Source organism: Ferdinandcohnia sp. GQ5 (assembly GCF_059759275.1).
Map to the genome: position 1 here is coordinate 157937 of NZ_JCAXEW010000004.1, position 13535 is coordinate 171471.

The following is a 13535-nucleotide window of genomic DNA, read 5'->3' on the forward strand; positions in this document are numbered from 1 at the left end:
TACAATTTAAAATCTCTGATCCTTAGAACTTCTGATAATGTTTTTCTACATCTTCCACATCTTTTAAAATCAAATTAGGGTCTACCAATGTACTAGGATTATCTGCGTTATGTCTTTCATCAATTCCTAATTCTCCGTATACGGTAGCGTCTAAATTTGACCAGCTCATATTATTGACATAAGATGTTTGGATAAACTTTGAAATATCTTCAGAATTATTAACAAACCCAACAGAAATTAAATAATTCTTTAATCCAAGACTTTTTAAGAGATTATATAGATTATAAAGACCTTGACTATATTGATTAATATCAGGTTCTCCCGCTGTCTTAATACCTACAACTAAATCAACACCCATATTCTTGTTTTGCTCTATTAGTTCATTAATACTCATATCAGCCATGGATTCGTTAAAACTTGTTCTACTTAAAACAAGTTTAAATTCAGAATTGGCAGGAAGCTCTTTTTCGATATCAACCTTTAGCTTTTCCTGTAACTCTTGAGCCCATTTTGCTGGCAGGTATGTGTCAACATAACCATTGCCATCTTCTTGGATTGAAAAAACCACATCTGTTTTACCCTTTGGATGAACAGTAACGAGATTATCATTCACCCACATAACCTCAAATTCTTCAGCATATTTATCTTCCAAATACTGAAGTGCTTTTTCTTCAGTGTTACTGCAGCCAACAACTCCCATAAAGAAAAATAGTAACATCGTTATTTTTACTATTTTAATAGCTATTGAATAATCCTTGCCTTTCCGACTAGCTTCGTTTCGTTCGCATCTAGTAACCGGGCAGCCGTATTTAGGTAGTTAATGTTTTGATTGAGCCTGTATGAGAAGGACGTTAAAATATCGGCGCTCAACACATGACGGATATCTAAAAGGTCAACCTCCCAGTATAGAGAGTCAATCTGATTATTAAGTGCATTCACTCGGCGCTTGATACTTTCAAGTCGTTGTGCATAGTAGTAGAGCCTTGCAACATTGACTTTCAGGTATGGTTCAACTGGGAAGTAACCACCAATCTTTGCTGCTACTTTTACAAAAAGTATTGCCGCCTTCGTTGCCACATTCGTGATGAATTGGTTAATTTCGTTTTTCACCTGTTGTGAAAGTTCTTTTACTTTCGCAATAAATTTTGTTGCTTGATCTTTCACCCAGTTAACTGCTTTTTCAAGTCCTCTTTGTGCAGCTTCTAAGATGTATAAAGTAGCATCGCGAATCGCCGCTGCTGCTCTATATGCCAATACTTTTGGATGAAGTGAAACCGCTAGAAAAATGGCTCCAGCAACTGGATTTGCAATATCACGTACTAGTGAAGCACCATCAGATGCATTATTAAAGTCTCCACCTGGGGTAAAATCAACACTATCAAGTCCATGTGCATACATAAGACCTTCTTCAGTGCTATTTAATTTAACTGTTTTATCCACATAAGGTGCGTATCCTAGGGACGAAACGAAGTCACCCTCGTGTACGATAAATGTATTTCGACTACTTAATGCATCTCTTTGCTCCTGTGTTAGAGTCCAATAATATAAAGGGGCTCCGTTCACAATGTAAGAAGTTAATTTTTCATCCTCTAGATTATTGACAAGTACATATTCTGCCAAATTTCCACCCTTCGAGTGGCCAAATACATACTGTTCCCCATCTAGACCTTTAATGTATCGTTCATAAAATTCATTTGCTTCCCTTTGCTGCTGGATCGTTACTCCAAGACCAGCCTCAACATTGGATACCCAGTCTGTTGCGATGTGAGCGACATTTGTTAAATCTTCACTGCCTCGATAAACAGCTGTACCGTTCCCTTCCTTATCGGTAAAAGCATAGCCTACAAATCCGGTATGGGAATTCCCACCTGAATTATTACTTGTAGTAGGGTTATTATTTTGATACCCTACCAGCTTAATGTCATGGAGTGGGGAATCACTATTTTGGTGCAGATACTTCTTTATTTCAGCAAAATTTGTATCCGATGCATCTGGTTTATTCTGATATTCGATCGACTTAATCATATCGTCAATGGTTAGAGGTTTTTTTCCATTAATTGGTGTTCTTGAATCTAGGTCATAGTACGAAAGCTGTAGTAAAAGATATTTTTCCTTTTCACTTAAATTAGTTAGCGACATCTTCCTCACCCCTCAAAAGGCGTGTAATTTTCGACCACGTTATTTTCACTGTTAAGGATTAAAGTAGGGTCAAAACTCTCGCTCGGATTGTCAGGATTATTTCTCTCATCCAAACCAAGTTCACCATAAACCTTAGCATTTAAATTAGACCAGCCCATGTTATTCACATTAATTGTGCGAATATACTCTGAGATATCTTCAGATGAATCAACGAACCCAACTGAAACAATATAGGATTCCACACCAAGTCCTTTTAGAAGATTGTAAAGGTTAAAGATACCTTGACTATAGGCATTCACATCAGGTTCCCCTGATGATTTTATACCCGCAGTCAACACGACTCTTACATTTTTATTCTGTGATAAGTATTCATCCACTGTCATACTAGCCATTGATGGATCGAATTCTTTTGAATTCACATGAAATGTAAGCTTATATGGACTATCCTCAGGCAATTCGTTTTCAATGCTATCTGCAAGCTTGCTCTGCAATTCTTGCCCCCATTTTGCTGGAATATAACTATCCATTAAATCGCCTTCGGTGTTCGCTTCCTCAACTAAGAAAATTGCCTCAGAATCATCCTTGGGGTGAACAACCACTTTATCTCCCCCATATAAATCCTGAAAAAGTTTACTTCCCTCTTTTGCAAACATGACCTCAAATTCTTTGTCATACTTCTCCTCTAAATACTGGATTGCTTTTTCCTCGGTACTCGCATTACTCGAACTCATACACCCTGTTCCTCCTATTATGAGAATGAATAGAAGAAGGAATAAGACTACCCTCTTTTGTAACCTCATTTTGCACCTTCCTTACGTAAAAATGACTTTGATTCCTAGTAAAAGTTGTTTGTTGCACATTGTTGACTTAGGCTGACGGGGTGCGGGACCCTTTTTCGAAGTGGCCCAGGCCCGCTTTTTTGAGATATCGGACATAGTTTTGAGTTTATCGGACATTGAATTGAATTTATCGGACACAATCTTGAATATATCGGACATTTTCGGCCAGATATCGGACAAACTTTTCAATATATCGGACAAAGCCGTCATTTCCGTCTGAGCTGGCGGCGGGGATAGTGCCCGAAATCCGATTAATTGTGCCCTAACTTTCAAGAATTGTGCCCTACCCGTCGGGAATTCTGCCCTAACTCCAACTAATTGTGCCCTAAGCCAAAATTCAGCTCGAACCCCAATCTAAACCAGCATCAATTTCTTCCCGTTCATAAATCCTAATTCTTCCACTGTTTGGTTAATGTCGAAGATTTTACCGGTTTCACGGTCACACACCACGGTGGTGTCGGTTGCGACGAAGTAGCCGTTGGATAGCTCGGTCATGGTGTTTGCGAGTAAAAAGGTTACTTCATAGAGCTTGCTTTGGGCCGGGATGAAGACGTCGTAGGATTCACCGGCGGCTGGAATGAATACTTCAACCAACACTTTATCCATTGAAAACTGCCTCCTCTTCACGAACTGCCGAACCCGTCAATAACTTGACTAACTTTGGTTTTCCTTTAGTGAGCACATATCCGAAGTCTTCTGGAATCTCTTGGTACATGCTGTTTGTGACTTTTGAAACTTTTAATACAAATTGATCAGTAATTCCGTTTCCAACCCAGATGCCGTCGCTGAGTGATACTTGCTTTTTAAACCAAGGCTCAAATGCAACTGAGTTCAGTGCATCGGCGCGGTCTGAGATGATCATAAAGACATTGAGTCCGTCAATTCGTTCTAAGAATACCTTCAACTTATCTTGACCATCCTCAGATAACATCAGCAACATGTCGTTGAAGGAATGAACGATGCAGTAAAGTGGTTCGAACACCGGTGGTGTGGTACCTTCTGCAATTGCATCCTTCGTTGTGTTGTTGCGGAATACTAGTGTGTTAAACAACTCAACGACAGTTTCCTCAATCTCCGTTGGACTAGAAACATGTTTCCCGCTAACTTTAATCAGTTCCCCGTTCGGGTCAAGCACAATCACTTCATTTTTGTCATTCTTCGTAACGATTTCTGAAATTCCCTGCATCACACCTGAGCAGGCATCGCTACTACTGCCAAGGACTAGATTTACAGGCGAATCACCGAAATCAAAATAAGTAATAGCGAGGGACTCTTTTTCAACACCAACCGGCAGTTTACTTGACTTGTTGTACTGAATTTCATCTTGTAGATACTCAATATCTACTTTTTCAGGCAAGACTGGAATTCGTTTCGCAGCACCCTTGCCCCATTTGTCGCGCAGGTTGCGACAGTAGTCCGTAATGTATTGGTACATATCCTCGACACCCTCGGTAATGAGGGCCACTTGGAATTCATATACACTGTCCGCTTTGAAAATACCTCGACCTTTGTGCTTCGATGGGAAGACGCCGTCCACATTTCCAAGCACTGCTGAATATTCGGATGTGTCATTAAGCTGTAACACATACAGTTGCTTGAAGTTTTGCATCAAGCGGTAACGAACCGCACCGGTATGTGCCGCGGTCACGATAAAATAAATGCCATACTTTGTCCCTTCACGGGTGAGGAAAGAGATTGCCTCTTCGTGTGACTCGTACATTTCAGAGAACGCAGCATAGTTGTGAATTACAATTACAATCGATGGTAGGCCATCCTCTGACAGACGATTGTATGTCTGCAAATCACCGCCATAATTGGACAACTGCTTTTTACGTTTCTCAATTTCGCTGTTAAGCATTTTAAAGAGATTATCAATCTTCTCACTATCATGGGATAACAGAACATCCCCGATATGTGGCGCATCACGGAACCAACTTAACGTCTCCGAGCTAAAATCTAGTAAATAGGCATGTAGCTCATCTGGCGTATGGGATTCCATCAACGAGTACATTAACGTTGCAATGAACGTGGTCTTACCGCTACCGGCAACTCCATAGATGATAGTATTGCCATCCTGTGTGATTGGTAGTCTCATAACATTTTGACGTTGGTTCGCCGGATCGTCGTATTCCCCAATCACAGGGTTCAGTTCAAAACGGTTTATTGTTTCTTCACGATATTTTTCAACTAACTGATCTAAATAGATCCGTGCAGGTATCGGCTCGAGCCATAGCTGCTTGACTTTGATATTTTCCTGTTTTGCTAGAGTTTCTAGGTACTTTGTGACTTCATCAATTTGCTTCGGTGGATTCTTCACCATTGTTCTACGGTCGATCTTCGCACTCTTAATGACGCGCCCTAGGTGGTCAATGACACGAATGCTTTCATCCACCCGTTTTTCAATCTTATCCGATGGATAATACGGTGCCCCTGCCCATGCCGATTGACCAAGCTCGAACAACTCGTTATACCCAACTTGCAGGTAAAAACGACCGGTCGTTGATAGCTCGGCAGCATCTGGTCGCTTGATGACTTCCATACTATCGGCTTTTTCCTGTACCTTCAGACTGATTCTGAATTTCGAGTTACTCCAAATTTGATCGTCCACGACACCAGAAGGCTTCTGAGTCGCTAGTATCAAGTGGACGCCTAAGCTTCGTCCGATACGAGCCGCACTCACCAGTTGCTCCATGAACTCAGGTTGCTGGGTTTTCAGCTCGGCGAACTCATCGGAAATCATGAATAAATGCTGAAGCGGCTCACTCACTAAGCCTTCACGGTACAGCTTTTGGTATTTATAAATGTCAATATTACTTGTATTCATACGTCGACTCGTCTCACTGAAAATGGACTGACGACGCTTCAGCTCACTTTGGATTGAAATCAACGAGCGTTTCACCGCTGCCCCATCGAGGTTAGTAATCGTTCCAGCTAAGTGCGGCAGATTTAAAAAGGCATTCGCCATTCCGCCACCCTTATAGTCGATTAAAATAAAGGCAACCTCATCTGGGTGATAGTTCACCGCAAGCGATAAAATGAACGTCATAATGAACTCAGACTTACCAGACCCTGTCATACCGGCAATCAGCCCGTGTGGACCGTGGTATTTTTCATGAAGGTCTAATTTGAACGACTCACCCATCGTGTCGACCCCAATTGGTGTTTCAATGGAGAGCACAGGATTGTTTTCCTTCCAGCGAGTCAATGCGTTCAAGTGCTCGATTTTACTTACACCAAACATCTCAAGGAACGTAATCATGTCTGGTAACGTGTATGCCTCAACGGAGGATGCAAGCTGGATGTTGGCTAGGCGAATCGCAACCTCTTCCGCATCCTCACGCTCATAAAACTCCGCATCAAATGCAGTGTACAAACCGGAAATGTCGTCCTTGTCATAAATTTTGGACATATCATCCGCAAGCTCGACAACCATCGTACATTCCTTCGGTAAATTTTTAAGCTCATCGTATAACGTGACAAGGCTAATTCCAATGTTCTTATTTTCCTCTAAAAGGAGGTTGATCATCTCAGCCCTTGATGCGAGTGACTTACTCATCGAGAAAATCAAATAATGCTGGTCAAGGTCCTTTAATTCTGCCTCATCTAAGCTTGCGCGGTAGGCAATTTCCTTTTCAAAGAAGGAAGACAGCTCCTTCACTTCAGTCGCATCTGTTGCGATAAAACGAATCTGCATCGCTTCATCCCATACATGTGGTAGCCATCTCGCAAACTTCCAATACTCTTCCTCATTTTTGTCGTAAAGAAACACTAGCTTCAGCTCGTCATAACTATGTAAGGCTGTTAATTGAAAAATAAGTCCCTTCACAAAATCCTGCACGCGACTGCGGCGTCCAATCACCCCACTGACATACTCCTCAACAAAACTTAAGGTTACGGGCACCTGTTTTAAAATGTGAGGTGTCTCAACCAATTTATAGAGTTCATCCTGGAGGTTGTCGTCCTCTAGGGTGAATTTCTTCTCAGGGTATTTTAGCTCTGCATTTAATGGAAGATCGCCAATCCCAAGACGAACCTTAAGGAAATCATCTTGACCAATGGCGCGCTCCCACAGATTTCTTTTTCGCATTGTAATTCGTGAAATTAAATTTTGGAGGGCGACATGGTTTTCATGAAGAATTTCACTTTGACGTTGACATTCTTCTTCTATCTCCTGCGCCATTTCTTCAATGTATTTTGAGTATTTTTCCTGACGTTTGCCTTCAAGCTTTATCCGCTGCTTCTTCTCATATTTCTTCGTTAAAATTGGCCAAAGCACTGTTCCGATCAACATACTAAAGGACATGATCAATGTCGGCATCGCGTATGTAAGACTTTCGCCGCGTGCCAATACGTTATTTAGCATAAATATCCCCATGGACAAGGATGCCATTCCCATTGTGAGAGAAGGTCCGAGGATGAACATCAATGGAGTCTCATCGATATTCGGCTTCGAAGGCGGTGGGTCGATTCTAATTTCTGTCCTTTTAATATCCCGCTTAAAACGTGGTGAACGATAAAAGAGGTCATCATTTAATTCCTCGGTTTCGAAATCGTCAAGTGGCTCCTCTTCTTCTATAATCGGCTTTTGCACTTCAAACGGACGAAACGCATTTCGGTCTAAAAATACTAATTGATGTGGGTTATTCAGAGATAAGAGCTTGCCGTTGTAAATGATCTTCAATCCCATGATGTAAATAACATCACCTGTTGAAAGAACTTTCTCCGTCACACGTTCTCCGTTGACATATGTACCGTTCGAACTATTGTTGTCACGAATGATCGCATGGCCTTGTGCATCATACTGAATCACGCAGTGGGAACTAGAGACAAGCTTATTCGAAAATCGGATGTGGCTGTCATTGCCTCGACCAATCCGAATGCTACTTCCCGTCACCTCATGCTTTGTAAACTCATTTCGATCGTTTGTCGGTGGCTCTACATAAAGGAGAGCAGATGCATCATTGTTCCGTGAAATCGAGTATGTTTTAAACGGCTCTATTTCCTGTTTGACAAGTATTTCTTGCTTATCACTTACCAAAAATGCCGACTTGTTCGATTTCAAGAACCATTTGCCATCTTCTGCCTCGATGGCAATTAAATCTTTCGGTTCCCCATGAGCATCTTCAGAGGTTAAGATATAGCGGCCTGTGATGCGCTCTGGCAGTACATATGTAAATGCCTTTTCCCGATCAAATAGAGTTAATATCAAAGCAAATCTCTCCTATCAATAAGTACGTTTAAAAAACTACTTTTTAAACGACTTCTTTTGAAACCTTAGGGACGTATCCCTTTTCCCTTTTTTCTTTCTAAATACTTCTAAAATATTAAAATTCCACCAAAACACAGCAGATATCAGACCAGTTATAAGGATGAAGTAACCTACAACATCGTCAAAAGTACGTCTACCGGTTATGAAAATTAGTAAATAAATGATGAAAATAATACTAATCAGGGTTAATATTCCATTCAAAAAATACAACCCTGGGTATGAGACAGGGTACTTACTCATCCATTTTAAAATCCGATAGTTTAATAGAAATAAGATGATGAGCATAATTAAACCGCCCGTAATATTCCCAACATAGATACTCTCCAAGGCCTCGATATAAAAAATCATCACACAAAATAAGGAGAGGTATTGAACTAATTTTTTGAGTATAAGCAAGGCTTTTTACCGCCCTTCATTGCATGCAATTCAAACGTTTGACTAAGAAAAGCAAAAGAAAACACACATTACCACGACAGCAAAAGTATTAGATTTAACGAAGATGCGGTGCCCTTGCGTCAGCTCTTTTTTGTGCTTCTTCTTCAGCCTTTCTTCTCGCTTCCGCTGCTGCACGAGCAGCTGCTTCTTCTTCTCGCTTAATTTGGTTTGCAACAGATATGATGTCTGGAGCAACAGAGTCTAGTTTAGAGGCAATCGAATTTAACTCTCGGTTAATCTCGGCGATCGCTTGGTTGATATATTGAACCTCTGTTGCCTGCCAAGCTGAATTGATATTTCCTTGAAACCCATTTAAAGAGGCTTTTAGATTCCGAAGCTGCGTGGCATAATTGCGAAGTTGGTTTGCCTGTGAAATTGCTGCCGAAACACTAATTCCCATAAAAATCACCTGCTTATCGTAAATAAGTTTTATATAGTGCAATGCCCTTACACGGGGCAAAATTGACATAGTACGGTCACATTTTTTCCAGATATATACTAAAAATTACTTGATATTTAGGATTAGGTCAATTTTTCCAGAATATTCAACCAACTTAATAACCGAGACGAAAGACCTGTTTATTCTACATTTTTCTACAAATTGTCGTTTCTTTTGGAGTCACTTACTACATAAGGTGTACTACCCCACTAGTACTTTTGAGAAATTGATTAGACTGAAGAACGTTGATATCCCTCGACATAATATCTTGGTTTCAAGCCTCTTGACTCCCTTTATTACAATTAGTAGGAAATTAGTCCTTTTATCATTAATGTTTGTAACATAAATGTAACTTGACGGTATTTGGCGCCTTGTTTTTTCTTGTAAGCACTTTCATTCATGTGAAGGAATAATTTCGTCTTCCTCTTAAAATGAAGTAATGTTTTTGTAAAATAGGATTTTATTTTCGAAGAATGATTATTCGAAGTGGTAAATGCTGGTGAATAGGTAAGGAAAAGGTACGAGAATTCGACTTAATTCTCTAGGAGTTTCGTGGTTGTTATAGGGAAAGTTGGTAATCTTTCTTTCCTATTATATTGGATTGTAAAAAACCTAGTCAGTTGGTTGACTAGGTTTCTCGTATCACTAATTTAGTAGTAATGAATACCTTTTTTGCGATTTGTCTACCAGAAATCCGTTCAAGAATCGTGTCGACGGCGGTTTCACCCATGACTTCGGTATGGACTTTGACCGTTGACAGTGGCGGGAAGACGTATTTGGAGACGCTAATATCATTGACCCCAATTAGACTTACACGGTCCGGCACGGCGAGTTTTTCTTCATTTAATGCACGCAATGCACCGATTGCAATCAAGTCATTAGCCGCAAAAATGGCCGTCGGGAGATTGTCTCCTTTTTCTACGATCGCCTGTTTCATCAACTGGTAACCGTCTTCGACCGTAAAGCTTCCTATATAAATATTGCTCTCATCTAGTAGATTGGCTTCGGCAAGATAGGTTCTAAACGCTTTTTCTCGTATTTCTTCGATTTTCGCAGAGTGATCCTTGAATTCCTCACGGCCACCAAGATAGCCAATATTCGTATGACCATTCTCGATAAAATGCTTCAACACCGTTCGGGTCGCTTTTTCAAAGTCCACAACAACCGCATCGTACACATCCTCATCAGGGTTTGAATCAACAAACACGATGTGCTCGGCCAATTTCGATAGCTCATCAATTTGATTTGTGCTGAACTTACCAACCGCAATGATTCCCTGAAACTCCTCTTGCTTCATGCTGTCAATGCTATTGTAAAAATTCGCTACTTGGATACCATGCTGCTCACAACGCTGCTCAATCCCAAGACGAATCGACATGTAATAGAGATCGTTGAGCTCCTCTTTTTCCGTGTACCAAAGGAGAATGCCAATCCGAGCAGAAGATGACTTTTTAGTGGAACGTTTTTTATAAGAAAGCGCCTCAGCAATCTCAAAGATCCTCTTTTTAGTTTCATCACTGACAGATAAGCTGGAATCATAGTTGAGCACTCTTGATACCGTTGCAATAGAGACACCCGCTTTTTCCGCAATATCTTTTATTGTTGCCATGTTTCATCTCCTTTCTATTAAAAATGTCCTGAGTTTTATGGAAACGCGCTCGGGAAATGGGTTTTAGCCCAAATACAGTTTCACCGGAATTTATTTCACCGAGAATGTGTACTTCGTTTCCCAATTGTATTCTCCACCCTTTTTGACGATCGTGGATGGGAAGTTCGGATGATGGATTGCATCAGGTGGTGCTTGTGTTTCTAGGCAAACGCCAAAATACGGACGTGCACTACCATCGCGCATTTTAAATCCTTTCATTGTGTTGCTTGAGTATACGACAACGGCAGGCTGGTTCGTTTCTACCTTCAATAGGCGACCGGATGCTTCGTCATAAAGCGTAACCAATTTTTCATCGAGCAAAAATGGATGGTCATATCCTTGACCGACAATGGCAATCTGCTCATCAGCTGAATTCGGGCCGTCTGCGATTTTTCGACCTTCTCGAAAATCAAAAACAGTGCCAGTGACATCAAGGAGTTCACCAGTAGGAAGAAACTCTTGGTCTAATTCGAGAAACTTACTACTATTAATTGTAAGTTCATGATCAAGCACATCATTTTTCATGTTACCTGATAGGTTAAAATAAGCATGATTTGTGATATTTAAAATAGTGTCTGCATCAGGAACACCTACTGCAGAGATCGATAATTCATTTTCATTATTGAGTGAATAAGTGACTGTCATTTCAATCGTTCCAGGATAGCCACCTTCACCGTCCATACTGACATACTTAAACTCAACGCCGACATGATTTTCTTTCTTAATAATAGTGGAATCCCACACGACTTTGCTAAACCCTTTTACTCCACCATGGATATGGTTTGGTTTTTCATTTTTATCTAAGGAATATGTTTTACCATTTAGCTCAAATTCGCCACCTCTAATGCGGCCTGCAATCCGACCCACAATCGTCCCTTGATAGGTTTGGTCTGCAAGATATCCATCCAGACTATCGAATCCGAGTACAACATTCTCCTGCGCACCGTTTCGATCTGGAGCGAGGATTTCCGTAATAATGCAACCATAGTCAATGCAGGTAATGCTTAGCCCATGGTCATTTTTTAACGTATAAGCTTGGACTTCTTGGTGATCATACTTTCCGTAGGGATGTACTGTAACTTCCATATTGATAATCTCCTATCTAGTATCAAATGCGCCTTGGCGTATTTGCGCCCAGATTTTTTCGAGCGCGCTCGAAAAGTTTCCATTGAAAATCTGCGGCATCCGCCGGAGGCTTTACCTTTATTCAGCCATTTTTAAGTGCTAAAAAAATATATTCTACAAAATACTTTTTAAGAGATTACTGCCGAATAAAGGTAAAATGGTCTATAAATCTCTTAAATGCTTTTTGGCCAACTTCATCACGTTTGTATACGCCTGCGTCTTCAAGCACACGCATGAACTTTTTACCGACTTCTTGTTGCACAAACTCGTGAGCATTTTCTATTGTTGGGTTGTAAGCTTTCAATTCATCCGCCCATTCTTGGTGGATTGGATTGACTGAGTCTACTTCGCCGATTAGGTATTTTTCAACTTCTTGTAGCTCTGTTTTGAGTCGAGCCGGAAGTACCGCTAATCCCATAACCTCGATGAGACCAATGTTTTCCTTTTTAATATGATGCACATCGGCATGCGGATGGAATATGCCTAGTGGATGCTCATCATTTGTTCGGTTGTTACGAAGAACAAGGTCGAGCTCGAATTTGCCGTCTCGTTGCCTAGCAATCGGTGTAATCGTGTTATGCGGTGTGTCGCCCGTAAACGCGATGATGTCGACTTCAGGGTCGCTGTAGTTGCGCCATGCTTGTAAAATGTGGTCACCCGCTTCTATCAAGACATCCTTATCCAAGCTTCTTAGGCGAAGAACCGACATTGGCCAGTTTACCGTTGAAAACTCGATGGTGTCATAACGGTCCCACGTAAATTTGATATCGTCTTTTGCCTTTGCCATCGCAAAATCATAGTTTCCACCCTGATAGTGATCATGGGTTAAAATCGAGCCCCCCACAATTGGGATGTCTGCGTTTGAACCTATAAAATAGTGTGGAAACTTTTCAACAAAACCAAGCAATCTTGCAAATGTTGCCTTGCTAACTTTCATATCGCGATGCTCTTCGCAAAGCAGGATACTGTGTTCGTTGTAGTACACATATGGAGAGTACTGCAAATACCAGTTTTCTCCCTCAAGTGGCACCGGGATGATGCGGTGATTGGAGCGAGCCGGATGACCGATGCGGCCCGCATACCCTTCATTTTCTACACAAAGCAAACATTTTGGATATTTCTCTCCAGTTGGTTTAGTCTCTTTTTCAAGCGCAATCTGCTTTGGATCCTTTTCAGGCTTAGACAAATTGATAGTAATATCAAGCTCGCCGTACGTTGTTTCTACTTTATATTCAATGTTTTTTTCGATTCGCTTCATTTGAATGTAGTTGCTATTTTGACTCAACTCATAAAAATAGGTGGTTGCTGCAGCCGGGTCTTGTTGATAAAGGTCATAAAACTGGCGTGTCACCGCGGACGGCAGTGGAATCATCACGTTCATGATTTTACTTGCAAGTATTTCTTTTGCGTCAAAATAGTCCTCGATAACACCTTGTTCGCACGCGTATTCAACTAGATCCTCAACCAGAGTTGGAATGTCTTTTTCAGGTGAGACATGTTCGGTTGGGACGAAATCCTCTAAGTTTAATAAGGAAAGGACTTGGTTGCGAACATAAATCTTATCTTCTTTTTCAATAAGTCCAACCTTGATAGCCTGTTCCGTTAGCTGTTGTACAGCCCCGTAGATCGTCAAGTTACTCC

10 protein-coding genes are annotated in these 13535 nt (G+C 41.0%); all 10 read right to left on the reverse strand.

Features of this window, described 5'->3' with window-relative positions; genetic code table 11:
* Nucleotides 1-22: 22 nt before the first annotated feature.
* The 10 genes from AC6CHV_RS06725 to galT all read right to left on the reverse strand — a co-directional run bounded on the left by AC6CHV_RS06725 (nucleotide 23) and on the right by galT (nucleotide 13527).
* Nucleotides 23-718, reverse strand: a complete 696-nt coding sequence (locus AC6CHV_RS06725; RefSeq protein ID WP_498078404.1) for a hypothetical protein — start codon at nucleotides 716-718, stop codon at nucleotides 23-25.
* Between the two features lie 23 nt (nucleotides 719-741).
* The gene (locus AC6CHV_RS06730) at nucleotides 742-2139 is read right to left on the reverse strand and encodes an Mbeg1-like protein (RefSeq protein WP_498078405.1); all 1398 of its coding nucleotides are present in this window, start codon (nucleotides 2137-2139) and stop codon (nucleotides 742-744) included.
* A 5-nt stretch (nucleotides 2140-2144) separates the two neighbouring features.
* Nucleotides 2145-2870, reverse strand: coding sequence for a hypothetical protein (locus AC6CHV_RS06735; RefSeq protein ID WP_341332940.1), 726 nt, complete (start codon nucleotides 2868-2870; stop codon nucleotides 2145-2147).
* Nucleotides 2871-3332: 462 nt separating this feature from the next.
* Nucleotides 3333-3584, reverse strand: coding sequence for a methyltransferase (locus tag AC6CHV_RS06740; RefSeq protein WP_099354906.1), 252 nt, complete (start codon nucleotides 3582-3584; stop codon nucleotides 3333-3335).
* On the reverse strand, nucleotides 3577-8187 hold the full coding sequence (essC, locus tag AC6CHV_RS06745) for a type VII secretion protein EssC (protein WP_498078406.1): 4611 nt from the start codon (nucleotides 8185-8187) through the stop codon (nucleotides 3577-3579). Before essC ends, AC6CHV_RS06740 begins: the two co-directional genes overlap by 8 nt.
* Before the next feature lie 36 nt (nucleotides 8188-8223).
* Nucleotides 8224-8532 (reverse strand): hypothetical protein, encoded by a 309-nt coding sequence (locus AC6CHV_RS06750; protein ID WP_133372269.1) that lies wholly within the window; start codon nucleotides 8530-8532, stop codon nucleotides 8224-8226.
* Between the two features lie 205 nt (nucleotides 8533-8737).
* Nucleotides 8738-9082: a hypothetical protein gene (locus AC6CHV_RS06755; RefSeq protein WP_498078407.1), complete on the reverse strand. Its 345-nt coding sequence runs from the start codon at nucleotides 9080-9082 to the stop codon at nucleotides 8738-8740.
* A 667-nt stretch (nucleotides 9083-9749) separates the two neighbouring features.
* Nucleotides 9750-10730 carry a substrate-binding domain-containing protein gene (locus AC6CHV_RS06760; RefSeq protein WP_498078408.1) on the reverse strand — a complete coding sequence of 327 codons (981 nt, stop codon included), beginning with the start codon at nucleotides 10728-10730 and terminating at the stop codon, nucleotides 9750-9752.
* Between the two features lie 90 nt (nucleotides 10731-10820).
* Nucleotides 10821-11855, reverse strand: coding sequence for an aldose epimerase family protein (locus AC6CHV_RS06765; protein ID WP_498078409.1), 1035 nt, complete (start codon nucleotides 11853-11855; stop codon nucleotides 10821-10823).
* A 175-nt stretch (nucleotides 11856-12030) separates the two neighbouring features.
* Nucleotides 12031-13527, reverse strand: coding sequence for a UDP-glucose--hexose-1-phosphate uridylyltransferase (gene galT / locus AC6CHV_RS06770; protein ID WP_498078410.1), 1497 nt, complete (start codon nucleotides 13525-13527; stop codon nucleotides 12031-12033).
* Nucleotides 13528-13535: the final 8 nt, after the last annotated feature.